Here is a 21,891-nt window from a genome sequence, read left to right on the forward strand (position 1 = left end):
CCGCTAGCCTCGATCCGGGTGGTCGGAAGAGTGTACGTGGGGTGGAATGTTCGGGTCACTGGAAAAGCTCAAGCAACGGCTGTTGCGGCCGCCGCATGCCTATAGGCCGACGACAGAGTCATTCCCCGACATCGACGTCCAGCGCATTGCAACGGATATGCGGCTTGCGGAGAAAGGCGAGAAGCGGGGCAGGGAGAATCTGCCTCAAAGCGATGACCTACCTTACGATGCCGTTGAAAACGATATCATCGAATTGGTCGGAGCCGCCCAGAAACAATCCCACGATCATCTGGAGAACCAACTTGCGGGGTTCAGGCAGCGTCTCATCGACCTCGACTTTGAATCGCGCTTTGCCAATATAAAAGCGGCATCCACGGCTGGTCTCTCCGACTTGAAAGCCGAATTGCAGATGGGAATCGATGATCTGCATGGGCTGCGTCGCGATCTGAAGGAGGCAGAGTCCTGGCATCGTGATTTCAAGGATCAGAACGGGCTTCGCCGGCCCTGCAAGAAGACCACCGCCATCGGTACGACGTTGAAATGGCTCTTTGTGGTGGCGCTGGTGATGGCAGAGCTCGTCATCAATGGCGAACTGCTTGCAAAGCGAAACGAGCTCGGGCTGGTCGGCGGCATCGTCGAGGCGCTGATCTTCGCGATTCTCAATGTCGGCGTCGCGCTGATGTTCGCCCTCTATGGCGTGCGCGAGATCGCGCATCGCTCGATTTTCCGTAAGTTTGTCGGCATTCTCGCCATCGCGGCCTATATCGGCGCAGCGATTGCCATCAATCTTGGTCTGGCGCATTACCGCGAGGTTGCCGGAACGATCGCGACCAATGGCGACGAGGTGATGCGACGCTTGCTAAGCGCGCCATTCGCGCTGAACGAATTTCGCTCCTGGATACTCTTCTTCCTCGGTGTGATGTTTTCACTCTTTGCCCTGATCGATGGGCTCAGCATGCGTGACACTTATCCAGGCTACGCCACGGTTGATCACCGGCTTGACGAGGCGCGGGCAAATTATCGAAACAAGCGGCAAGGCCTGATCGGCGAGCTTTCCGATGTTCGCAGTGGTTATGAGGACGAACTCGCCGATGCGCGCGCCGACCTCAGCAAGCAGCGGACAGAACACGATGCGATCGTGGCCCATCGCTCTCGGTTGGTTGGGCTGTTCGACGCCCACCAAGCTCAGCTTGAACGTGCGGCAAACAGCCTGTTCCGAATCTACAGGGACGCCAATATCGCTGTACGCACGACACCCGCGCCGGAGCGCTTTTCGCGGCCATACCAACTCGGCCGCATCGGCGTCCAGTATTTCCGCGACGGGGAATGGAACAGCGACGAATTGCAAGCTTCCATCAAGGATGCGCAAGGCGACCTCGACAAGATGCTGGTCGCCCTGGGTGAACAGTTCGAGGCTGCGTTGAAGCAGTATCGCGAACTGGATGTGCTGGTGCCTGAAGCCCAATGAGCGGTCGACGGTCCCGGCGCTCGCCTTCCAACCTTGTCAACTGGGGCTGGATTATTCTATTCGCGCTCGGCCTCATTGCCGCCGCGATAGGCTTTACCTACGTCTATGTCTCGGCGCGCTCGCAACTCGTCGAACTTGACGATCGGCTTTGCCCGGTCGTCGGAGCTGCGTCGCAAACCATCATCCTGATCGATACCACGGATGCAATCGCTGACGTCACCAAACTGAACATCCAGACCCTGCTGCGCGATACCGCCTCCGGCATCCAGCGCGGTGGCTTGCTCGAGATCAGGGCCCTTACATCAGCGGTACCCTATACGAAAGAACTCTTCTCGCTGTGCAACCCCGGCAATGGCGGCGACCTCAGTGCTTTCACCGGCAATGCGGCGCTGGCGCGAGAGCGTTGGCAAGCGGGATTCGGCCACCCGCTGCTGGTTGCGCTTGAAAAAGCGGTCGAGGCAAACAAGGCCGACAGCTCGCCGATCATGGCCGGCATTCAGTCGATAGCCGTCAGCCATCTGGTCGCCCAGAAAACGCGTGCGGTCCCCTCGCGGCTGATTGTCGTTTCGGACATGTTCGAGAATACCGAATTCTTCTCTCACTACCGCGGCGCCACAGATTTCGATGCCTTCAAAAAGTCGCCCGCGGCAAACCGCTTCGCTACGGATCTCGCTGGCAGCGATGTGTCGATCTGGCTCATACGCCGGGCGAAGTCGCCCGTCGACAGCGTCGCGTTGATGGCATTCTGGCAGCAGTGGATTGATTACAATCACGGCGTTTTCAGCTCTGCCAAGTCGTTGCAAGGAGTTGAAGGGTGAGGCGGCCGCGCGTGGCCAGCCGGCAGTTGGACGCTGCGGCGCCACTGGTCTTTATCGTTTTTACCGGCCTGGGCGCCGCCTACATAGTCGTGGCCAAATCGCTTTCCGTGTCGGCATTCGTCGTTACCTTCGTGCCGATCGCGCTGATGATGGGCTACGCGGCGATGATCATGATCGCGCGCGGGCTCCGGCTGCGCGACGACCAAACCGGGGACAACTTCTACTATATGGGCTTCATCTTCACGCTCACCAGCCTCGCCGTTTCGCTTTACCAGTATGGAGGCGGTGGCGCAGTCGACGAGATCGTGCGCAATTTCGGCATCGCGGTTGCCTCCACCATCGCCGGCATTGCATTTCGCATCGTCTTCAATCAGCTCCGACGCGACCCCATGGAAGTGGAACGCGTGTCACGTCTCGAGCTCGCAGAAGCGTCCCGCAAGGTGCGCCGGGAACTCGATGGCATCCTGAGCGAGATGAACCATTTCCAACGCTCCAACCAGCAGATGCTGCAAGAGGGCTATCACGAGATACGAACGCAAGTGGAAACCTCGGCGAAATCCCTGGTCCAGTCTCTGGACCTGCTCGCCAAGGAAGCTTCCGAGCACATCAGGGCATCCTCGCTGGCGATGCAGAGCGGAATAGACACCAAGGAGCTGCGGGGCGGCATCGACCGGACAGCCAAGGCAGTTCACGATATCAACGCCATCCTGACCAGCGCCAGCACGCAGATTGCGACCGCGACACAGATGATGGCCGACAAGCTCGCTGGCATGTCGACACCCGACAAGGTCATCGAGGTTCGGCTGGAGCCGGTCGTGGCCGGTTTGCAGCGGGCGATCGAAACCGCCATGAGCGATTTCTCTTCCCGTCTTGGCGATGTGGCGGAGCTTCGGCGCGGGCTGGAACAGTCCACGGCGGAAGCGCTTCGGGCCAGCGATGTGCTCGACAAACTTGCGGCGACATTTGAGGGTTATGATCGAGCGCCGACGCGGCAGGGTCTATTCAGACGGCTCTGGCGTGGCGGCTAAAGCGCGTTGCATGGTCAGTGTGGGACGATGTCGATGAAGATGCCTTCCTCGCTTATCGCCGAAGGGGAACGCGGCCATCGCCGAGGCGTGGTGCTTGGGCTCACAATGGCCGAGCTTCTCCTCCTTCTGCTTTTCTGCCTCCTTCTGGTCTCGGCCAGCATCGCACAGCGAAAAGATGAGAGGATCGCCGAGCTGCAGGCCTCCGCGAACCTGGACATCACGGTGGGCCAGCTTGCCGACATGCGTGCCGAACTGGCGCGCCTGCAGGCGCTGTTTCCAAAAGCGGCGCTTCCTTTGCCGCCAGCCAACTGGACCGAGCTCGTTGCGGCCAAAGCGGTGATCGACGGGCTTACGGAAAAGGGCATCGATGCCGCGCCGACGTCAGATCCGACGCTGCGGAAATTGCTGCTCGAAATCAGCGAAGCCAAAGCCGCCGACCCCCGTCTGCTGGACCGACTTGAAAAGACGCTCTCGGCCTCCAACGACAGGAGCGCGGACGCTGAATCGTCGATGCAGTGGCCGCCGATGATAACGTTGAGCGACGACGGCTATACATTTGAACGTGGCAGCGCTGCTCTCACCGACGCGTTCCGGGCTCGTTTGCAGACCAAGGTCACGGACGACGTTCTGTCTTTGCTGACACGCTACAAAGTCGATGTCGTCGAGATCGTCGGTCACACGGATGAGCAGAAAATCAATCCGGCCAAGCCGTCCAACCTCGATGCGGTTGCGATCTCGGCGATGAACGGAGCCAGCGCTATCAGCGATTTGACCCCGGCCGACAATGCGGGGCTGGGGCTCTCGCGCGCTATCGCGGTAGCGAACGCGCTGATCCAGACGGGACGGCTGGGCAGTGTGAAGATCATTCCGTTGTCAGCGGCACAGCTCGTAATGCCGGGAGACATTATCGCCGACGGCAGCCACGTTGGCGATGTTCGGGAACGCCGGCGTATCGAGATTCGGGTACGACGGTCCTCGGACGGCGGCACCAATTAACGCGGTGATCGCGCGATTCAGCCTGCTTGGCGGTATCGACAACGACGCCCTTGTTTTGACCGCAGCGCTTTTTCGCAATCGCGTGGCCTGGATCGCAAAGCCTTCGTCGCTTCGCTCCCGCTGCACCGAGGGATCGACGAACGGCGCCCAACTACCCCAGCCACCACCATAGCGCCGCGATCACCGCGATAACGGCCGCCACGCTTAGCGCCAGCATGATGTAGGAGCCCTTGATGATGTCGGCGATGATCTTCTTGATGGCCTCGCGGTCGTTGAGATTGGGGAAGGGCTCGTTCGGTTGCGCCACGTCGAGGAAGTGGCAGAGCGGGGCCCAGCCTTCGCTGACCTTGAACACCAGCAGCTTTTCCGGCGGCACCGCCGCCTTCACTTCCTCGACATATGCGTTGTAGCGCTCCACGGCCTTGGCGCGGTTGCCCATGACGCCGGCTAGCGTGCGGCCCCAGATCAGCCTGCGTGACATGTCGCCGAATTTCCGGCCGAACGGCGTCAGCCATTCCAGGATCTTGAACTGCCAGACATTCTCGGTGAAGTAGATCGTGTCGATGGTGCTCTCGTACCAGGCTTCCGCGCCGCGCGGGTGCAAGGTGAGCAGCACCTTGGCGTCGGGATAGGCGGCCATCAGTTCGCGCCACACGCAGCAGCCTGGATTGTCGACCGTCGCCTTGTAATTGCCGAATACCCGGCTCCAGTCTTGCTGCGTGCCGGGCGGGCTGTTGGCCACCTTGCGCCAGAAATCGAGATGGCCCTTGTTGGCCTTGTTCAGGATCACTTCCTGCATGTGGTAGCAGGGCAGGCCGAGCCTGTTCAGCGCGACGAAGGTCGACCATGTACCGGTGCGGCCGAAGCCGGCCCCGATCAGCGTGAGCGTCATTTGTTCCCTCGACCAAACCAAGGCCGCGTGCTCGCGCCCAAAAAGGACGCCGCGGCAACCCTAGGCATGCCCTGCGCGACAAGGACGCCGCGCCGCAGGATCGATTTGCTCGCTTGCATCGATCTGCTGGCAACACGTTGCGCCCCGGCCGGCATTTGCGCAACAGATTTCTATGGGTCCTGTGTGAGAGGACCGCTGTTGACGTCGGACGATGATAGAAGAAGACGCATTGCCGTCTTGGACGGCGCGGAGCGGATCGGCGCGATGTCCACGCCTCCAGGTGAGACGTTGCCGTCATCGACGCTTTCGCAAAATCAAACGGAGGGCGGGCAGCGCCGCTGCCCGCCCTCGCAGCTCACTCAGCCGCGAGCTTGTCCTGCGTGTTCGTGTCGAAATCGCTGGCGTCGTGACGTTCGTGCAGCTGCATCGCGGGTTCGCCGAAGGCGCGGTTTACCATGCGTCCGCGCTTGACCGCGGGGCGCTCGTCGATCGCCTTCGCCCAGCGCTGCACGTTCTTGTAATCCTGCACCGAAAGGAACTCGCCGGAATCATTGTACATGCGGCCGAGCGCCAGTCCGCCATACCAGGGCCAGACCGCCATGTCGGCGATCGAGTAGCCGGCGCCGGAAAGATATTCGGTTTCGGCCAGGCGGCGGTCGAGCACGTCGAGCTGGCGCTTGGTTTCCATGGCAAAGCGGTCGATGGCGTATTCGATCTTGGTCGGCGCGTACGCATAGAAATGACCGAAGCCGCCGCCGAGATAAGGGGCAGAGCCCATCTGCCAGAACAGCCAGGACAGGGTCTCGGCGCGCGCCGGCTGGTCGGTCGGCAGGAACTCGCCGAACTTTTCGGCGAGATAGGTGAGGATCGAACCGGACTCGAAGACGCGGATGGGCGTGGCGCCGCTGCGGTCCATCAGTGCGGGGATCTTGGAGTTCGGATTGACCTCGACGAAGCCGCTGCCGAACTGGTCGCCATCGTTGATCCTGATCAGCCAGGCGTCGTATTCGGCGCCCTTGTGGCCAAGCGCCAGCAATTCCTCCAGCATGATCGTCACCTTGACGCCGTTGGGCGTCGCCAGCGAATAGAGCTGCAACGGGTGCTTGCCCACCGGCAGCACCTTGTCATGCGTCGGGCCGGCGATCGGGCGGTTGATGCTGGCGAAGGCGCCGCCGCTCGGCTTGTTCCAGGTCCATACTTTCGGCGGAGTGTATTCGGTCATCGCAGGGCCTCGTATTGTGGGGAGAGACAGGTTGGAAGCGGGACTGGCAGTTGCACCTACAGCTAGGGCTGCAAACGGGAAAGTTCAACTTGCGTTGAACTATTGTCAATGACCATCCCTCTCATCTTCCCTTCGGGCTTCGAAAGGATGGAGGGGATGCCCCCCCTTGCGCCTTGGTTCGCGTGCCATACCTATAGGAACGTGACCCCCAAGCCCGTCCAGGACAAGAGCATGCCCATCAATCCCAACAGACGCTCCGTCGTGGCGGTGCGCGCCACCATTCCAGACGATGCCTTTACTGCCGGGGCATTAGGCACGCTGCGCGAAGGCAGCGGCGTCGTTATCCGCGACAATGGGTTGGTGCTGACCATCGGCTATCTCATTACCGAGGCGGAAGAGGTGTGGCTTACGACCCATGACGGCCGCGTCGTGCCGGCGCATGCGCTGGCCTACGACCAGGAATCGGGCTTTGGCCTGGTTCAGGCGCTGGCGCCGCTTGGCCTGCCGGCGGTGGCGCTGGGCGACGCCGGCAGAGCCAAAATCGGGGACAACGTGGTGCTCGCCGACGGCATCGGCCAGTCGGTTCAGGCCAGGATCGTCACCAAGCAGGAATTCGCCGGCTATTGGGAATACCTGCTCGAGGAAGCGATCTTCATTGAGCCGGCGCATCCTTCCTGGGGCGGCGCGGCGCTGTTCGATGCAAAGGGCGCGCTGCTCGGCGTCGGGTCGCTGCGCCTGCAGATGAGCCGCAACGGCGAGGTCGCCGATATCAACATGGTGGTGCCGATCGACCTGTTGCCGCCCATCCTCGACGATCTCCTGACGCGCGGCCAGGTGGCGCGGCCGCCACGGCCATGGCTCGGCGCCCTCTCGGCCGAAAGCGACGGCCGGGTGGTGGTGATGAGCGTGACCGAAGGCGGTCCGGCCGCCAAGGCGGGCCTGCGCGAGGGCGACGTCATCTCCGACATACGAGACGGCGCGGTCGACGGGCTGGCCGATTTCTATCGCAAACTATGGGAGAGCGGTTCGGCCGGGGCCGAGATCCCGATGCGGGTCCTGCGCGACGGCCGTGAAACCTGGCTGCGCGTCAAATCCGCCGATCGCGACAGTTTCCTGAAGAAGCCGCAGTTGCAGTGAGCGCGTTACCTTCTCGGCAGCAGAGAAGGAAAGCCTTCAGCCCAGTCCGAAAAGAAAAGCCGCCGTCGCTTGCGCGAGGGCGGCTTTTCCCTGGGACGACGTCAGGAAAAAACGATCAAGGGATTCAAGATACCGTTCTATCTCCTTGTTCGGGCTTGAGAAGATCAAGCCGCGGCCTTGTGCTTCCTGACGGCGTGCTTGTGGCTGTGCTTGCGTACAGGCTTCTTCACATGCCTGCTGGCGTGCTTGCGATGCTTGACATGCTTGTGCGCGGCCGCCTTGACCGGCTTCTTCACGGCAGCGGCAGCGAGCGGAGCCGCGGTCGAGGCTGCCGCGGTGGTGGCGGCCGCGTTGGCGGTGCTGGCGCCGAGAACCGGCATTGCGAGACCGAGTGCAATGGCCAGGCCGAGCGCGGAGAGGAGAGGCTTGTTCATGAAAGGCTTCCTTGTTTCAGAGATAGATGGTGGACGTCACTGGTTCAGATCGACCGGTGGCACGCCCAGAAGTTTCAAGGCGTTGGCGAAGGTACGGATGCCCTGCGCCTCCTTGCGTTCGGCACAAAAACGGCTGGCCTTGTTCTGGAGCGCGGTTGCCTCGGCCAGATGGATCGCACTGGCACCGAGGTCGTTTTTCGTCTCGATGGCTCCGTCGAGTTGAAGACCGAGCCGGCTGCAGGACTCGCTGCGGGTAACCGCCGCTTCCGCACCCGACGGTGCGACCGCATTGATGGCAAACGAAATGCCAAGCAGGGCACCCATCCATCCGGTCGAACGTGGTTTCATTTTCGGGACCATCCCTTTGCGTTGCGCCGCGACCGGTTCCGGCCGCCGCGGGGGTGGTTATCGCAGCACCGCTTTTCTCCAGTTTTTCCCGGATGTTGAATCTTGTTTCTGAAGTGTGTCTGGAGGGCACTTCTCCCTCCTCCGCCGTGGGAAGCGTAAGAGCGCCGCGCCCGCTGCGGCGCTTCTGCCTCTTTCCTCGCCGCTGTCATTCGCGTATGGGCCGGGGCAACTCCCGCACCCTCACATCAGCCTCCCGGACCACTCATGATCAGACTGGAAAACATCGGCAAGCAGAACGGTCGTCAGCTTGTCTTCATCGAGGCGTCGGCCGCCTTGCAGAAAGGCGAGAAGGTCGGGCTCGTCGGCCCCAACGGCGCCGGCAAGACGACGCTGTTTCGCATGATCACCGGGCAGGAGCAGCCCGACGAGGGCCAGGTGCAGGTCGATCGCGGCGTCACCATCGGCTATTTCAGCCAGGATGTCGGCGATATGGACGGCCGCAGCGCGGTGGCCGAAGTGATGAACGGCGCCGGGCCGGTGAGCGAAGTGGCGGCCGAGATGGCGGCGCTGGAGGCGGCTATGGCTGATCCCGACCAGGCGGACCGGATGGACGAGATCATCGAACGCTATGGCGAGGCGCAGCACCGCTTCGAGGAACTCGACGGCTATGCACTCGACGGCCGGGCGCGGGAAGTGCTCGACGGTCTCGGTTTCTCGCAGGAGATGATGGACGGCGACGTCGGAAAACTCTCCGGCGGCTGGAAGATGCGCGTGGCGCTGGCACGCATTCTGCTGATGCGGCCCGACGCCATGCTGCTCGACGAGCCGAGCAACCATCTCGACCTGGAAAGCCTGATCTGGCTCGAGCAGTTCCTGAAGAATTATGACGGCGCGCTCCTGATGACCTCGCACGACCGCGAGTTCATGAACCGCATCGTCAACAAGGTGGTGGAGATCGACGGCGGGTCGCTCACCGCCTATTCCGGCAATTACGAATTCTATCAGCAGCAGCGCGCGATCGCGGACAAGCAGCAGCAGGCGCAGTTCGAGCGCCAGCAGGCGATGCTGGCCAAGGAGATCGCCTTTATCGAACGTTTCAAGGCGCGCGCCTCGCATGCGGCCCAGGTACAGAGCCGGGTGAAGAAGCTCGACAAGATCGATCGCGTCGAGCCGCCCAAGCGCCGCCAGACGGTGAATTTCGAGTTCCAGCCGGCGCCGCGCTGCGGCGAGGACGTCGTGACGTTGAAGAAAGTCCACAAGGCCTATGGCAGCCGTTCGATCTATGAGGGGCTCGATTTCCAGGTGCGCCGGCGCGAGCGCTGGTGCATCATGGGCGTCAATGGCGCGGGCAAGTCGACGCTGTTGAAATTGGTGGCCGGAGCCTCAGATCCCGACCAGGGTTCGGTGGCGCGCGGGCCTAGCGTGAAAATGGGCTATTTCGCCCAGCATGCCATGGAACTGCTCGACGGCGAGCGCACCGTGTTCCAGACCCTGGAGGACAATTTTCCGCAGGCCGGCCAGGCGCCGCTTCGGGCACTCGCCGGCTGCTTCGGTTTTTCCGGTGACGAGATCGAGAAGAAGTGCCGGGTGCTTTCGGGCGGCGAAAAGGCGCGGCTGGTGATGGCGCTGATGCTGTTCGACCCGCCCAACCTCCTGGTGCTGGACGAGCCGACCAACCATCTCGACATCGTCACCAAGCAGATGCTGATCGAGGCGCTGTCGCAATATGAGGGCACGATGCTGTTCGTCTCGCACGACCGCCATTTCCTCGCGGCGCTGTCCAATCGCGTGCTGGAACTGACGCCGGAAGGCATCCACACCTATGGCGGCGGCTACACCGAATATGTCGAGCGCACCGGGCAGGAGGCACCGGGGCTGAGGGGATAAGCACAGAGGCTATTCTCCGGAAGCGGCCGTGGCACGCTACGCCGTCATTTCCGAAAAGAGCCAATCGCGAAAAGCCTTCACCTTGCGCCGGCGGACCGCGTCCGGCGGGTAGACCAGGTAGAAGCTGGAAACCGATTTCAGCGCGTGGCCGAAAGGGCGGACAAGCCTTCCGGTGGCGAGGTCGGCCGCCACGAGCATGGTCCGGCCAAGTACCACGCCTTCGCCTTGCACGGCCGACTCGACGGCGAAAGTGGCGGAATCGAAGGTAATCCCGCTCCGCGGATCCACGCCTTCCACTCCCGCGCTGGACAGCCAGGCCGCCCAGCCGATCGGGAAACCATCATGGATCAGCGTGTGATGCCTGAGATCGTCGGGCTTCTCCAGGGGCCAGGCGCCTTGCATGAGCCTCGGGCTGCACACTGGAAACACCTCCTCGCCAGTGAGGAATTCCGATGTGAGACCCGGATAGTTTCCGGCGCCATAGCGGATGGCGACGTCGATGCCGTCGCCAAGGAAATTGGTCAACTTGCCGGTCGTCGAAATCCTGACGTCGATGTCGCCATGCGCGCGATGAAAGCGATAGAGCCGCGGCACCAGCCATTTTCCCGCGAAGCCGTCGGAGGTGGAGACGTTCAATGTCGAGCCCGAATGGGCGGCCGTCGCCAATTGGGTGGCGGCCGCAAGCTGGTCGAGCATCTCGTGGACCGCCCTCGCATAGGGCTCGCCCACGGCGGTGAGGCGCACCGAGCGCGTCGCGCGCTCGAACAGAAGCACGCCGAGCTGTTCCTCAAGGTGCTTAATCGCCCGGCTGACGGCGCCGTGCGTGACGTTGAGCTCGTCGGCTGCCCTGGAGAAATTCAAATGCCGCGCGGCGGCCTCGAAGGCCGGCAGCGCGTTGAGTGGGGGAAGTCTGCGGATCATGCCCAATCTGTGAGATTTGATCACAAATCCTTGCCAAATTTTGGATTGTCTGTCCAGCACATGCTGGACAGAATGCTCGCAGGATTTGTGATCAAACCTCACGAGAGCAGCATGGCTACCGTTCACCCCTTCCTCTGGTTCAATCTCAACGCTGAAGAGGCGCGCGACTTCTATCTGTCTGTATTCAAGAATGGCCGGGCGCTTGAGGCGATCGAATTCACCGATTTCGTCGGCGGCACGAACAAAACGGTGCCGCACGCGATTTTCGACTTCGAGCTCGAGGGCCAGCGCTTCACCGCGCTCAATGCCGGCTCAATGCCGCCGTTCAACGAGCGGATCTCGCTCTACATCGAGACCAAGGACCAGGCCGAGACAGATTATTACTGGAACGCGCTGACGGCGGGCGGCGGCGCAGAAAAGCCTTGCGGTTGGCTGAGGGACAAATTCGGCGTCTACTGGCAGGTGATCCCCGAAGCGGCCCTGCGCCTGATGAACGACCCGGACCGCGACAAGGCGGGCCGGGCGCGGCAGGCGATGTACAAGATGAGCAAGATCATTGTCGCCGACATCGACGCGGCCCACGCCGGCAAGGCGTAATCCAGCAGTCCATCCTGAAGACGGAGGTTCCCATGGCATCGCTCAAGGGCAAGAGAATTATTGTCGTCGGAGGCAGTTCCGGCATAGGGCTCGGCGTAGCGGCAGCCGCGCTGGAGCGCGGCGCGGAGCTGGTGATCGTCGGCCGCTCGGGCGAAAAGCTCAAGGCCGCGGAACGGACGCTCGGCCCGGGCGGTCGCGTGCGAAGCCTTTCCGCTGATATGACGAAAGAGGCGGACATTGCCCGGATGTTCGACGAAACCGGTGCCTTCGACCACCTCGTCTCGACGGCCGGCACGCCGCCGCCCAACGACCCGATCGGCCAGACCGACATGGACTACGTGCGGCGCTTCGTCGACAACAAGCTGATCGGCGCCGTGATGCTCGCCAAACATGGCGTGCGCACGCTGAAAGCCGGAGGGTCGATGACCTTCACATCAGGCATCAACAAGGACCGCCCGCCGGTTCCCGGAGGCTCGGTTGTTTCCGCGATCGCCGGTTCATTCGGCTATTTCGCCCGGGCGCTGGCGCTGGAGCTGGCCCCGACGCGCGTCAATATCGTGTCGCCGGGATGGGTCGACACGCCGATGTGGGACGAACTCGTCGGTGAGGCCAAATCCGGTTTTTTCGCCGGCATGGCCGCCCGCCTGCCCGCGAGAAAGGTCGCTACGCCCGCCGACGTCGCCCCTGCCTATCTCTACCTCATGGAAAGCGAATTCACGACCGGCGAGACGATCCGCATCGATGGCGGACAGAACCTGATCTAGTTGGCATCGCAGGGTCGTCAAACGTCACGCTTCGATGCGACGCCACCTGGGTTTGAACGATACCGTCCGCAGTCCGGCGTCGCGCACGCGATTGACGAATGCGTCGTTGACGAACACCGGGGACGCGCGCATCGGCAGCTTGAAAATTTCGGCGGTGCCGATCTTGTCCGCATCGAATTCGTATCGCTCGATCGCGAGAATGGCGCCGTCATCAAAATAGACGATTCCAGACCGCTCCTCGTCCAGCGCATCGATCACGGTGGTCACGTTGAAAAGCCAGACCTCTTCCCCGCGCAACGGGATCAGCTGGCCATGGGGCAGCAGATATGCCTTCAGCGCGTCGACGGCAGGCTTGCGCAAAAGCGGCGCATGCTCGCCAAGCCAAGGGAAGTCCGAATAGAGGGGGTCGCCCTCCGACACGCGGCGCATGACCGGTGGATCCCAGTTCTCGAGGGGTGTTCCGTCAAGGGAGGAGAAGACCTCGTAGTAGGCCTCGTCGACCGGAAGCACCCATTCCTGGCCCTCGACAACCGCGAATTCGTAAATGGTCGTCATCGCCGGCGTTCCCAAGTTCAGGCCTGCTTCCGCTTCTGCGATCCCATCAAACGCTGGCCTGCCTTCAGAAGCATCAAAGCATATCATCTATGGATATTTTGTCGTGGCCGGGGGGCTCGGCTCGCCCGCGAGTTCGTTCGGCAGCGGCAAACTCGAGCACTGCAAATGTATCCTGCGGGCGAATATCTTGCGCTCCTTTTGCTCGTGCTCCTTGATGGCTGCCGCGAGACCCAATCCGTAAGGGCCAAGGAAGACACCGGTCCCCCAACCGGGATGCTCTTTTTCACGCGCATCATAGTTCGAGGCCTCGACCCGGGCCTGTTGGCATTCCGGCGATATCCATTTCGGGTCTTGCGTCGAAAGCGAGGCCCCATAATCCACCGGAGAGCTCACACATCCAGTTGCCACCGTGGCTAGCACCACCAACACCACAAGTCTCATCCCGGGTCTTCTCCGCGGCATTTTCGAGAGCACAGACCCTCCTTGCTACACGGGGAAGGCCGGCGCAAGGCGGTTGACCCGGCAGGCCATCCGGCCGATAGGTCCGCTAAAAACCTCGAGAACCCCATGACCACACAGCTCCACGATGCGACGACGGCCGCAGCTGAGCCCGTTTCCGATGCCGACGCCGCCTGGCAGGACGACATCCGCGCCGGCGTGCGCCATGTGCGCGATCTGGCCGTGCAGCCGCTGTCGCCAGGCGAACGCGCGGCGGCCCAGGAAGCAGCCTCCCGCCACAAGGTGCGTATCCCCAAATCCTATCTCGACCTGATCGACTGGGAAGACCCCGCCGATCCTATCCGGGCGCAAGTCATCCCGTCTCCCGACGAGCTGGTGACCGGCGAAGGCGAGCTCGACGACCCGATCGGCGACCACGCCTTCAGTCCGGTGCCCAGGCTGACGCATCGCCATGCCGACCGGGTGCTGCTGTTTCCCACCTATCAATGCGCGGTCTATTGCCGCTTCTGCTTCCGCAAGGAGTCCCTGACCTCGATCGGACGCGGCTATACGCGCGAAGCCCTGGAGCCGGCGCTCGCCTATATCGCTTCCCACCCCGAGATCCGCGAGGTGATCCTGACCGGCGGCGACCCGCTCTCGCTGCCCGACAAGGCGCTCAGCGAAATCCGCGCCCGCATCGAGGCGATCGCGCATGTGCGGCTGATGCGCATCCACACCCGCGTACCGGTCGCGCTGCCTTCACGCATCACGCCAGGGCTGGTCGCTGCCTTGCAAGGCCGGCTGATGATCACGGTCGTCACTCATTTCAACCATCCGCGCGAGATCACCGATGCGACCGAGGCGGCCTGCCGTGGCTTGCGGCAGGCGGGTTTCGTGCTGCTCAACCAGAGCGTCCTGCTCAAGGGCGTCAACGACACTGTCGAGGTGCAGGAAGAACTCTGCCGCGAGCTGATGTACCGCCTGGGGGTAAAGCCCTATTACCTCCACCATGGCGACCTCGCGCGCGGCATGGCGCACCGCCGCACCACGATCGCCGAAGGCCAGGCGCTGGTGGCCGCGCTGCGCGCGCGCCTGTCCGGCATCTGCAATCCCATCTACGTGCTCGACCTGCCCGACGGTGGCGGCAAGGTGCCGATCGGGCCGGGTTACGTGGAAGACCGCGACGGCGGCAACTGGCGCATTCGTGGGCAGGATGGAAAGGTGAGGGAATATACAGAAGTGGTGAGCCAGCTCTGAGTCCACATTCCCGGCGGCGTCCGTGCGATCAGGCGTTGTCGCGCCCCGGCATAAATGCATATTGTGAGCGGTTCGCGGTTGCGGAGCATGGGCGGTGGCAGCGGCAGGCAGCAGTCAAGGCGTTGTGTCCCAACGGCAATTCGTCGACACCGGGGTTCAGCGCTGCGTACTGGACACGGCAGGCCTGGCGCCTCGGCAAGCCCTTGCGTTGTGGCAGGAGAATATCGGCCTGCTCTACGACGTTCGCCTGCGCAACGCCGGCGATGACCGGTTTCATTTCCACGCCGATGCCTTTCACTTCGGCGAGATCGTCCTCACCTCGTATGGATGCATCGCGCAAAGCTTCGACCGCTCGCGCGCCCGGATCAGCCGCGACGGCCTCGATCACATCACTGTGCAGGTCTGCCTGCGCGGAAGCCATGGACGGCGCGATGGCGCATCGGATGAAAAGGCCTCATCCGGGGACCTGATCGTGGCCGACCTGGCACAGGCCCAGTCGACAGGCACCTCCGATTTCGACAGCCTCAACCTGACCATGCCGCGCCGCCTGCTGGCGCCATTCCTGAAGGCGCCGGACGAGCACAATATGCGCGTCATTTCCGGCAACGCGCCGTTGGCGGCGCTGTTGCGTGGGCATCTTGTGGGCCTCTACGGGGCCGCGCCCGCAATGAGCCGTCAGGACGCCGAGGCGGTGATCGGGCCGACGCTGGAACTCGCCGCCGCAGCCGTGAATTCGGCCGTGGCGGAAAACGCCGCCTCGGTCCACCTGGCGCTGACCAGCGAGATTCGTCGCCACATCGACGCGCATATCCGCAGCCGGCACCTCACCGCCGAGGCCATCGCCGCCATGTTCGGCATTTCCATGCGCAAGCTCTATTACCTCTTCGAGCCTCATGGCGGTCTTTCCAGATATATCCAGGAGGAGAGGCTGCGCCGCTGCCGCGCCGAACTCGCCGATCCCGGCCGCCGGCACGAAAGCATTGCCGAGATCGCCGATCGCTATGGTTTCGGTCACCGCAAGAGCTTCGTGCGCGCCTTCCGCCGCTCTTTCGACATGACCCCGCGGGAGATGCGGGCACATGCCGCCCATGGGCGCAGCCAGTCCCTCGGCCATGGCGAGAACCGCACCATGTGGCACTGGATCCGCGAACTGCGATAGAGGCGGCGTGCCAGCCGAAAGGCAAATGAATCAATGGACAAGCGGTGTCCGATCAGCAGGCATGTGAAGAGCCTTCCCGTGCTTTCCGAGGCGATTTCCCCGATCGGTTGCACCAGCGGCCACATTCCCTGCGCCTCATGCCACATTTGCGCGGAGCCCTCACATAAGTCTTGAAATTCTGCCGCCGCCCGCGCGAAAAGCGGCCGAAGGCTCACACCGCGTCGAGGGCACTGGAGGGGTTCATGGCTTTCGACACTGTCCAGGGCGGAGGGGCAGCAAACGGCGCGCCGCCATCGTCGGCATCCCGTGAGGTTCTGAGCGGGGATCGAACGCAGGTGGCCGACCAGGAGACCATCATAGTTCTGTCCACGGACGCGATCGCGGCCCGAGAGCGCGAAGCTGCCGTGCGCGAGTTCTATGGCCGCATCTGCATGCGGCTGGACGTTGCGCCGCTTGAACGCGGCGAGTTGCGGCTAAGCGCCTCCACCACCATCCTGCCAGGGGTGAGCGTGGCCCACGGGCAGGTCGCGCCCATGGCTTGGGAACGCACGGCCGCGCTCCAGCAGGACGCCAATGACGACCTAGTGGTGTCCTGGATCGCGGGCGGGTGGCGTTTCGATACGGCACGGCACGAGGCGGTTGAGACCTCGCCCGGTGCGCCCTGCATCATGCCGATGGACCGGAGCTGGCGAGCGAGGGCGCAGAACGGCGATTGGACGATCTGCGCGCGATTTGCCCGATCGACGCTCACTCCTCTCCTTCGCCATGTCGGCGATCTCAGGCCGGATGCCATCAATCCCGGCACGCCTGAAGCGCGGCTTCTGCTGGCCTATGTCGGGGCGGTGGCGCGTGGGGCGATCAGCCCCGGTCTGGCGCCGCTGGCCGCCCAGCACATTGCCGATCTGTTCGCCGCGGCGGTCGGCGCCAACCGCGAGGTCGACCAGGTGGTCGCCGGTCGCGGCGTTCGCGCCGCCCGCATGCATGCCATCAAGCGTTACATCGAAGAGAACCTGCACCGAGCGCGCCTCTCGGCAGAGACGGCGGGCCGGGGACTGGGGCTCAGCCCGCGCTACATCAGGCGCCTTTTCGCCGAAGAGGGGCAGGGGTTTTCCGACTATGTCATGCAAAGACGGCTGGAGCGGGTCCACCGGCAGCTCGCCAGCCCGCTTTTTTCAGCAAGGCCGATCGCCGACCTCGCTTTCGAGGCGGGGCTGGTCGAACCCTCGACCTTCTACCGGCAGTTCCGGTCGCGCTATCGCATGACCCCATCGGAGGTGCGCGCCGGCCGCGCGCCGTGAGACGCATGCGGCCGCTCACGCATGGCAAACCCGGTCACCTGTTCCGTCAGTGCCACTTGCCTGTGCCGCCAGTGCGATACGCCTTTATCCCCGGTGCGGGCATGGTCGCGCCGGCGGACGCGGGTGCAACGGCATGCGCGGGAGCGGGGGCGAGCGGCCAGGCCTCCGTGACATCGGAAAGCTGGCCCTGGAGATAAAAATGCGTGCGGCGAGAAGCTTGATACTGGGCATTACGGTTTTCTGCGCAATTCTTCCGACCGAGGTCTTCGCGGCCTACAAATGCATGAATCCGGCAATCTGCAGGGCGGTCTGCGGCAGCGAAACATGCGGCAAGATCGCCGCGCGCGATCCCGACATGAAGGCGCTGGACCTGTCCAAAGGCGCGTCCGGGCAGATCGCCGCTTCCAGCAGCGGGTCTTCGTCCGGGACCAGCTCCAGAAAAACCTACACCTGTTCGAACCCGGCGATCTGCATCGCGGTCTGCGGCAAGAAGACCTGTCCGTAACCAGAACGGACTCGGCGTATCATCAGAGGCGCCGGCGCGCTGCGCCGGCGCCTTTCGTGCGTGCACGCGGTCGGCGTGCCGGAACGCGGCGGCGTTCCCTGCCTGGTTCCTCTCGCTAATATTCGTGGGCGAGGACTTCAGTCCTGTCGCCGCCGAGCCCCTGATTATTCTCCCTCAAAAGAATCTCATCGCGCCCGGGAATAAAGCGCGGGGCTGCAGGGTCTTCACTGTAGCGGGGCCAATCTGAAGGCCCGCGCCGAGGAAACGAAACAAGGACCTAGCCAAAATGACCAAGCTCGCTCTCAGCGTGGCTGCCATGATGCTTGCCTCGAGCGCTGCCTTCGCCGGCAGCGATCATGGCGCCAACAACGCCAACCAGCCGGTCGCTCCGGTCGACACCAATGCCACCGGCTCGATCCCCTACACGGTACGCCCCAATGGCGTCGACACCAAGATAAAGACGGGGCCGAGCCAGGGGTCGGTGCAGGACATCATCACCAGGCACAACAACGACAGCCTCTGGGGTCGCTGAATTCATGGGCCGGGCCGGCTCCCGACGGGTACCGGCCTCTCTTCGTCACTCCTTCCAGGACTTTGGCCATTCGCGACTTTAGCCACCACCTCGAACAGGAGATCACCATGTTCACCATGACACGCCGCACAGTGCTTGGCACCGCCGCCGCTGCTGCCGCCTTCGGCCTTGCCGGCAAGCTTGAATTCATCCGTCCGGCCTTCGCGCAAGCTCCGGTCGAGCCCACCGTCGGCTTCTACGGATACAAGGTAGGCGATATCGAGATCACCGCCATCTATGACGGCATCTGGCGCAAGCCGCACGATCCGGCCTTCATCAAGGATGTCTCGGTCGAGGAAACCAAGGCAGCACTCGCCAAAGCGGGGCTGACCACCGACTTCATGCCCATCCCGCTCACTGTCGTCGTGCTCAAGATGGGCGGTAGGCTGATCATGATGGATGCCGGCTCGGGTGTCGGCCAGTGGCAGGCCAATGCCACGCATCTGCCGGCCAACATGGCCGCGGCCGGCATCGACTACAACGCGATCGACACCGTCATGATCTCGCATTTCCACCCCGACCATGTCTGGGGCCTGATGGAAAAGGGCACCAACGCGCCGGTGTTCCCCAATGCCGAGCTCATCGTCAACGCCATCGAATATAAGTGGTGGACCGACCCGAGCCGGCTGGCCAAGCTGCCCGAGGGCCGCAAGCCGGCGGGCAAGCGCATCGCCGAGAACTTTCCGAAATGGAAGAACTGGAAGCTGGTCGAGGACGGCGCCGAGGTCACGCCCGGCATCCAGATCATCGCCGCGCCCGGCCACACACCAGGCCATTCTGTCTACCTGGCCAACTCCGGTAAGGAGCAGATCATGATCTCGGCCGACACCATGTATGTGCCAGCGCTGCTGGCGCCGCATCCAGAGTGGCAGGGCGCTTACGACCAGGACGGGCCGACGGCGATCGTCACGCGCCACAAGATCATCGACCGGGTGATATCGGACAATATCCGCATTTCCGGGTCGCACTTCCCGTTCCCGGGCACCGGCACCTTCGTCAAGGACGGCAAGGCGTACGGATTTACTCCGGTCCAGATATGAGCACGAGCTTCCAACGCAAGCGAGAAAGACAATGAAACGATCCCTTTTGAGCAGAAATGCCCTGTCGGGCAGACATGCCCTGTTCGGCCTGCTCGGCGCCATTGCCGTGCTCACGGTGCTTCCGGTCGCGACAATCATGCCGGCCTATGCGGTCGACGATATAGAAGGCGCCGACGCGCCGGATCTCACCGCCGTCAAGGCCAAGATCGATGCCAAGGACTATTCCGGCGCATTGGCTGAGCTGCGCGATCTGGCGCAGGACACGCAGCAGGCGGACGTCTACAACCTGCTCGGCTTCACGCTGCGCAAGACCGGCGACTTCAAGACCGCGCTCACCTACTACACCAAGGCGCTGGAGCTGAAGCCCGACCACAAGGCCGCCCGCGAATATCTGGGCGAGCTCTATGTCGAGACCGGCGATATGGACAAGGCCAAGGAGCAGCTGGCCTCCCTGCAGAAGCTGTGCCCGGCCGGGTGCGACGAGCTTTCCGATCTGCGGCAGGCCATCGACACCAGGGTGACGAAGTAAGACCTTTCCTCCCCCTCCACGGCGAAGCCGAGACGGAAGGGGGCGTTGGCCCCGAGCTCGCCCCTTCGTCCACCACGGCTGGGCGCTCGTGGCTGGCGCGCTTTGCCGGAGCCGGCATCCTCTCCCTCGCGCCGGCTCCGGCCTTTTCAACATCAGGCGCTTGGCGCCTGCCCGTGCCAAAAAGATCGGAGGCTGACCATGACATTGACCGAACGCTCCGCGAAGCTGCAGGGTCTTGCCGCTAAATACCACCTCGGGGACGTGGGCCTGCTTGCCGGCCGCCTGCTTCTGTCTCTCATCTTTTTGCATGAGGGCGCCATGCTGGCCGCCCATTTCAATGCCGCCGCCAGGCCATGGCAGCGCTTGGTGTCAACCTGCCGCTGTTTGTCGCCACCGTCGCGTTGCAACTGGGGGCAGGGCTCTCCCTCGCGTCAGGCCTGCTGACGCGGCTTGGCGCCATCGCGCTCGGCCTGTTCTGTTTGGCAACGGCCATGCTGTTCCACACCAATTTCGGCAGCCAGAACGAACTGCTGCATTTCGAAAAGGACCTGGCGATATCGGGCGGCATGTTCGTGCTGGCCGTTGCGGGCGCCGGCAGGGTCTCGCTGGACCGGCTGTTGGCGCTCCATCTGCGACAGCGCCAGCGCGGCGAGGACATGCCGGCCGCGTTGCCCACAGCGGAGACCCAATTGCCAGTGGACGTGAAGCAGCTGGTTTGAACGGCGCCGCCTTCGCATTCGCCCAGCGGAGCGCCGCGCCTATTTCCCGCGCTTTGCTGGAACCAGCCTTGACCCCCCGCATTGCTTTAGCAGGGGCTCAAGGAGCGCGGCGTGAAAGCATTGTTGGGACTGGTCTGCGGTTTTGTTTTGACCCTTGCGGTGTTCGGTAGCGGTCTGGCCTTCGCCGTCTGGTTAATCACCGCGAACCCACCGCGCCAGGCACCGGCCACCGTCAGCATGGCGGAGCTTTGGACCAAAACGGCGCGGCCGGTGGACAGAACGGCGCAGAATCTCGAGCGCCTGCCGGCCGAGCAGCCCGCGCCCGCCAATATCGAGCCCAAGCGCCAGGCCGGGGAGACCGACCCCACCGCCACCGGCGCCATCGCGCCCGCCACGGCCGAATTGCCGCAGCCGCATGTCGCCTGGTGCGCGAGCCGCTACCGCTCCTACCGGCCGCAGGACAACAGCTACATGTCCTATAGCGGGCAGCAGCGCCCCTGCATCTCGCCCTATCTCGACGCCGACCGTGTCCCGCCGCCCGCCGCCGAGGCCAGCTACGTCGAGGAAAACGGCACCGGGCCGGGCGCCTATGCCGCCGCCGGGGATGACGACCATGTCGCCTCCTGCTTCAGCCGCTACCGCTCCTACCGCCCGGAAGACAACAGCTATCAGCCCTATTCCGGCGGGCCGAGGCGGCAATGCCAATAGCGGGCGCTGCGCTTTCCGGCTGCATTCCACGCAAAATTCCACTCCGGCAAGGGTTTTTACCACGCCGCCTACCACGCCCGCACAAACACCACGCCCCTATCAAGCCGCCAACAGCGCAACAACGGACCGAGACGGTCGTGCGCTGAACGACCTGTCGCTGCAAGATCCAGTGGGATCGCGGTGGGCCGGTTTCGCCTGAAACAACAAACACGGTCCCATGAACGCGGGCGGGCGGCGCGTTGGGGCCAAATGTCAACTTCAAAAGATGGAAACCGAAATGAAGAAGATCGTATTGACCGTTGCCTCGTTGTTGTTCGCCTCTGGCATGGCTTTTGCCGGCAGCGACCACTTTGGCTCCGACTTCATCCCTGCCGCAAGCAGCTATCCAACCACCCATGCGATGATGTCGGGCGGTGCCAAGACGGCTGTCCCGAGCGTCACGAACAGCATCGCTGACAGCGCAATGGGGGCAAACTCGAACTCCGACATGCCTGCACAGGGCTATGGTCAGGGCATCTGGGGACGCTGACAACAAAGCCGGCCGCCATGGCCGGCATCCAGGCGGCGGGCGGACCCGCCGCCTGGATCATTCGCGCCATG

At 63.3% G+C, this 21,891-nt stretch carries 25 protein-coding genes and 1 pseudogene; 18 read left to right on the plus strand and 8 right to left on the minus strand.

The features are described from left to right. Nucleotides 1–46: 46 nt before the first annotated feature. From FJ940_RS19760 to FJ940_RS19775, 4 genes are read left to right on the plus strand one after another with little or no spacing between them, the layout of a single operon-like run. Nucleotides 47–1,468 (plus strand): hypothetical protein, encoded by a 1,422-nt coding sequence (locus FJ940_RS19760; protein ID WP_140499050.1) that lies wholly within the window; start codon nucleotides 47–49, stop codon nucleotides 1,466–1,468. After that, the gene (locus tag FJ940_RS19765) at nucleotides 1,465–2,286 is read left to right on the plus strand and encodes a hypothetical protein (RefSeq protein ID WP_140657616.1); all 822 of its coding nucleotides are present in this window, start codon (nucleotides 1,465–1,467) and stop codon (nucleotides 2,284–2,286) included. The genes FJ940_RS19760 and FJ940_RS19765 overlap by 4 nt, the downstream gene beginning before the upstream one ends. Beyond that, complete coding sequence (locus FJ940_RS19770) at nucleotides 2,283–3,314, plus strand: hypothetical protein (protein ID WP_140657618.1); 1,032 nt, start codon at nucleotides 2,283–2,285, stop codon at nucleotides 3,312–3,314. Before FJ940_RS19765 ends, FJ940_RS19770 begins: the two co-directional genes overlap by 4 nt. Before the next feature lie 33 nt (nucleotides 3,315–3,347). Beyond that, nucleotides 3,348–4,310 (plus strand): hypothetical protein, encoded by a 963-nt coding sequence (locus FJ940_RS19775; protein WP_181167220.1) that lies wholly within the window; start codon nucleotides 3,348–3,350, stop codon nucleotides 4,308–4,310. A 151-nt stretch (nucleotides 4,311–4,461) separates the two neighbouring features. Here FJ940_RS19775 and FJ940_RS19780 read toward each other — a convergent pair whose 3' ends face one another. Together FJ940_RS19780 and yghU are read right to left on the minus strand one after the other, a co-directional pair. Next, on the minus strand, nucleotides 4,462–5,202 hold the full coding sequence (locus FJ940_RS19780) for a sulfotransferase family protein (RefSeq protein WP_140499042.1): 741 nt from the start codon (nucleotides 5,200–5,202) through the stop codon (nucleotides 4,462–4,464). A gap of 355 nt (nucleotides 5,203–5,557) precedes the next feature. Further along, nucleotides 5,558–6,424, minus strand: a complete 867-nt coding sequence (gene yghU, locus FJ940_RS19785; protein WP_140499040.1) for a glutathione-dependent disulfide-bond oxidoreductase — start codon at nucleotides 6,422–6,424, stop codon at nucleotides 5,558–5,560. A gap of 231 nt (nucleotides 6,425–6,655) precedes the next feature. Between yghU and FJ940_RS19790 the strand changes: the two genes are divergently transcribed. After that, nucleotides 6,656–7,561, plus strand: coding sequence for a S1C family serine protease (locus tag FJ940_RS19790; RefSeq protein ID WP_140556395.1), 906 nt, complete (start codon nucleotides 6,656–6,658; stop codon nucleotides 7,559–7,561). A gap of 164 nt (nucleotides 7,562–7,725) precedes the next feature. Here the strand turns inward: FJ940_RS19790 and FJ940_RS19795 are convergent, their stop codons facing one another. Then, nucleotides 7,726–7,995, minus strand: a complete 270-nt coding sequence (locus tag FJ940_RS19795) for a hypothetical protein (RefSeq protein WP_140556396.1) — start codon at nucleotides 7,993–7,995, stop codon at nucleotides 7,726–7,728. A 36-nt stretch (nucleotides 7,996–8,031) separates the two neighbouring features. Next, on the minus strand, nucleotides 8,032–8,343 hold the full coding sequence (locus FJ940_RS19800) for a hypothetical protein (RefSeq protein WP_246671064.1): 312 nt from the start codon (nucleotides 8,341–8,343) through the stop codon (nucleotides 8,032–8,034). Between the two features lie 264 nt (nucleotides 8,344–8,607). Here FJ940_RS19800 and FJ940_RS19805 point away from each other — a divergent pair, with 264 nt between their 5' ends. After that, complete coding sequence (locus FJ940_RS19805; RefSeq protein ID WP_140657620.1) at nucleotides 8,608–10,230, plus strand: ABC-F family ATP-binding cassette domain-containing protein; 1,623 nt, start codon at nucleotides 8,608–8,610, stop codon at nucleotides 10,228–10,230. 36 nt (nucleotides 10,231–10,266) lie between these two features. Here FJ940_RS19805 and gcvA read toward each other — a convergent pair whose 3' ends face one another. Next, nucleotides 10,267–11,151: a transcriptional regulator GcvA gene (gene gcvA / locus FJ940_RS19810; protein WP_140657622.1), complete on the minus strand. Its 885-nt coding sequence runs from the start codon at nucleotides 11,149–11,151 to the stop codon at nucleotides 10,267–10,269. 111 nt (nucleotides 11,152–11,262) lie between these two features. Here gcvA and FJ940_RS19815 point away from each other — a divergent pair, with 111 nt between their 5' ends. After that, nucleotides 11,263–11,748, plus strand: coding sequence for a VOC family protein (locus FJ940_RS19815; protein WP_140657624.1), 486 nt, complete (start codon nucleotides 11,263–11,265; stop codon nucleotides 11,746–11,748). A 32-nt stretch (nucleotides 11,749–11,780) separates the two neighbouring features. Further along, complete coding sequence (locus tag FJ940_RS19820) at nucleotides 11,781–12,512, plus strand: SDR family oxidoreductase (RefSeq protein WP_140657626.1); 732 nt, start codon at nucleotides 11,781–11,783, stop codon at nucleotides 12,510–12,512. 24 nt (nucleotides 12,513–12,536) lie between these two features. On the opposite strand, the gene FJ940_RS19825 is transcribed toward FJ940_RS19820, so the two are convergent. Together FJ940_RS19825 and FJ940_RS19830 are read right to left on the minus strand one after the other, a co-directional pair. Next, on the minus strand, nucleotides 12,537–13,082 hold the full coding sequence (locus FJ940_RS19825) for a DUF1629 domain-containing protein (RefSeq protein ID WP_246671063.1): 546 nt from the start codon (nucleotides 13,080–13,082) through the stop codon (nucleotides 12,537–12,539). Nucleotides 13,083–13,154: 72 nt separating this feature from the next. Then, nucleotides 13,155–13,508 carry a hypothetical protein gene (locus tag FJ940_RS19830; protein ID WP_140556406.1) on the minus strand — a complete coding sequence of 118 codons (354 nt, stop codon included), beginning with the start codon at nucleotides 13,506–13,508 and terminating at the stop codon, nucleotides 13,155–13,157. Between the two features lie 126 nt (nucleotides 13,509–13,634). Here FJ940_RS19830 and FJ940_RS19835 point away from each other — a divergent pair, with 126 nt between their 5' ends. Next, nucleotides 13,635–14,762, plus strand: a complete 1,128-nt coding sequence (locus FJ940_RS19835) for a KamA family radical SAM protein (RefSeq protein WP_140657628.1) — start codon at nucleotides 13,635–13,637, stop codon at nucleotides 14,760–14,762. A gap of 28 nt (nucleotides 14,763–14,790) precedes the next feature. On the opposite strand, the gene FJ940_RS29065 is transcribed toward FJ940_RS19835, so the two are convergent. After that, a complete protein-coding gene (locus tag FJ940_RS29065; RefSeq protein ID WP_348641158.1) occupies nucleotides 14,791–15,183 on the minus strand; it encodes a hypothetical protein in 393 nt (130 codons plus the stop codon). A gap of 51 nt (nucleotides 15,184–15,234) precedes the next feature. Here FJ940_RS29065 and FJ940_RS19840 point away from each other — a divergent pair, with 51 nt between their 5' ends. The 9 genes and pseudogenes from FJ940_RS19840 to FJ940_RS19880 all read left to right on the plus strand — a co-directional run bounded on the left by FJ940_RS19840 (nucleotide 15,235) and on the right by FJ940_RS19880 (nucleotide 21,820). Then, nucleotides 15,235–15,921: a helix-turn-helix domain-containing protein gene (locus FJ940_RS19840; RefSeq protein WP_348641159.1), complete on the plus strand. Its 687-nt coding sequence runs from the start codon at nucleotides 15,235–15,237 to the stop codon at nucleotides 15,919–15,921. A 242-nt stretch (nucleotides 15,922–16,163) separates the two neighbouring features. Next, nucleotides 16,164–17,219, plus strand: coding sequence for an AraC family transcriptional regulator (locus FJ940_RS19845; RefSeq protein ID WP_140657632.1), 1,056 nt, complete (start codon nucleotides 16,164–16,166; stop codon nucleotides 17,217–17,219). A gap of 199 nt (nucleotides 17,220–17,418) precedes the next feature. Next, nucleotides 17,419–17,724, plus strand: coding sequence for a hypothetical protein (locus FJ940_RS19850; RefSeq protein WP_140499015.1), 306 nt, complete (start codon nucleotides 17,419–17,421; stop codon nucleotides 17,722–17,724). A 286-nt stretch (nucleotides 17,725–18,010) separates the two neighbouring features. Continuing rightward, on the plus strand, nucleotides 18,011–18,256 hold the full coding sequence (locus FJ940_RS19855) for a DUF680 domain-containing protein (protein WP_140556414.1): 246 nt from the start codon (nucleotides 18,011–18,013) through the stop codon (nucleotides 18,254–18,256). A 107-nt stretch (nucleotides 18,257–18,363) separates the two neighbouring features. Beyond that, complete coding sequence (locus FJ940_RS19860; RefSeq protein WP_140657634.1) at nucleotides 18,364–19,335, plus strand: MBL fold metallo-hydrolase; 972 nt, start codon at nucleotides 18,364–18,366, stop codon at nucleotides 19,333–19,335. A gap of 31 nt (nucleotides 19,336–19,366) precedes the next feature. Beyond that, nucleotides 19,367–19,864, plus strand: coding sequence for a tetratricopeptide repeat protein (locus tag FJ940_RS19865; RefSeq protein WP_140657636.1), 498 nt, complete (start codon nucleotides 19,367–19,369; stop codon nucleotides 19,862–19,864). A 198-nt stretch (nucleotides 19,865–20,062) separates the two neighbouring features. Further along, a pseudogene (locus FJ940_RS19870) lies at nucleotides 20,063–20,583 on the plus strand (DoxX family protein). A 111-nt stretch (nucleotides 20,584–20,694) separates the two neighbouring features. After that, nucleotides 20,695–21,291, plus strand: coding sequence for a BA14K family protein (locus FJ940_RS19875; RefSeq protein ID WP_140499003.1), 597 nt, complete (start codon nucleotides 20,695–20,697; stop codon nucleotides 21,289–21,291). Nucleotides 21,292–21,568: 277 nt separating this feature from the next. Further along, a complete protein-coding gene (locus FJ940_RS19880; RefSeq protein ID WP_140499001.1) occupies nucleotides 21,569–21,820 on the plus strand; it encodes a hypothetical protein in 252 nt (83 codons plus the stop codon). The last annotated feature ends 71 nt before the right edge of the window (nucleotides 21,821–21,891 follow it).

Source organism: Mesorhizobium sp. B2-3-7, from assembly GCF_006442695.1.
In the GTDB taxonomy this organism is placed as follows: Bacteria; Pseudomonadota; Alphaproteobacteria; order Rhizobiales; family Rhizobiaceae; genus Mesorhizobium.

Bases quoted from the DNA above. Each gene is read 5' to 3' on its own strand.
- FJ940_RS19800 (WP_246671064.1), bottom strand. From the start codon at position 8,343: ATGAAACCACGTTCGACCGGATGGATGGGTGCCCTGCTTGGCATTTCG.
- FJ940_RS19830 (WP_140556406.1), bottom strand. From the start codon at position 13,508: ATGAGACTTGTGGTGTTGGTGGTGCTAGCCACGGTGGCAACTGGATGT.
- FJ940_RS19760 (WP_140499050.1), top strand. From the start codon at position 47: ATGTTCGGGTCACTGGAAAAGCTCAAGCAACGGCTGTTGCGGCCGCCG.
- FJ940_RS19805 (WP_140657620.1), top strand. From the start codon at position 8,608: ATGATCAGACTGGAAAACATCGGCAAGCAGAACGGTCGTCAGCTTGTC.
- FJ940_RS19850 (WP_140499015.1), top strand. From the start codon at position 17,419: ATGCGTGCGGCGAGAAGCTTGATACTGGGCATTACGGTTTTCTGCGCA.
- FJ940_RS19765 (WP_140657616.1), top strand. From the start codon at position 1,465: ATGAGCGGTCGACGGTCCCGGCGCTCGCCTTCCAACCTTGTCAACTGG.
- FJ940_RS19865 (WP_140657636.1), top strand. From the start codon at position 19,367: ATGAAACGATCCCTTTTGAGCAGAAATGCCCTGTCGGGCAGACATGCC.
- FJ940_RS19795 (WP_140556396.1), bottom strand. From the start codon at position 7,995: ATGAACAAGCCTCTCCTCTCCGCGCTCGGCCTGGCCATTGCACTCGGT.
- gcvA (WP_140657622.1), bottom strand. From the start codon at position 11,151: ATGATCCGCAGACTTCCCCCACTCAACGCGCTGCCGGCCTTCGAGGCC.
- FJ940_RS19860 (WP_140657634.1), top strand. From the start codon at position 18,364: ATGTTCACCATGACACGCCGCACAGTGCTTGGCACCGCCGCCGCTGCT.
- FJ940_RS19835 (WP_140657628.1), top strand. From the start codon at position 13,635: ATGACCACACAGCTCCACGATGCGACGACGGCCGCAGCTGAGCCCGTT.
- FJ940_RS19815 (WP_140657624.1), top strand. From the start codon at position 11,263: ATGGCTACCGTTCACCCCTTCCTCTGGTTCAATCTCAACGCTGAAGAG.
- FJ940_RS19780 (WP_140499042.1), bottom strand. From the start codon at position 5,202: ATGACGCTCACGCTGATCGGGGCCGGCTTCGGCCGCACCGGTACATGG.
- FJ940_RS19845 (WP_140657632.1), top strand. From the start codon at position 16,164: ATGGCTTTCGACACTGTCCAGGGCGGAGGGGCAGCAAACGGCGCGCCG.
- yghU (WP_140499040.1), bottom strand. From the start codon at position 6,424: ATGACCGAATACACTCCGCCGAAAGTATGGACCTGGAACAAGCCGAGC.
- FJ940_RS19855 (WP_140556414.1), top strand. From the start codon at position 18,011: ATGACCAAGCTCGCTCTCAGCGTGGCTGCCATGATGCTTGCCTCGAGC.
- FJ940_RS19790 (WP_140556395.1), top strand. From the start codon at position 6,656: ATGCCCATCAATCCCAACAGACGCTCCGTCGTGGCGGTGCGCGCCACC.
- FJ940_RS29065 (WP_348641158.1), bottom strand. From the start codon at position 15,183: ATGGCTTCCGCGCAGGCAGACCTGCACAGTGATGTGATCGAGGCCGTC.
- FJ940_RS19880 (WP_140499001.1), top strand. From the start codon at position 21,569: ATGAAGAAGATCGTATTGACCGTTGCCTCGTTGTTGTTCGCCTCTGGC.
- FJ940_RS19775 (WP_181167220.1), top strand. From the start codon at position 3,348: ATGAAGATGCCTTCCTCGCTTATCGCCGAAGGGGAACGCGGCCATCGC.
- FJ940_RS19820 (WP_140657626.1), top strand. From the start codon at position 11,781: ATGGCATCGCTCAAGGGCAAGAGAATTATTGTCGTCGGAGGCAGTTCC.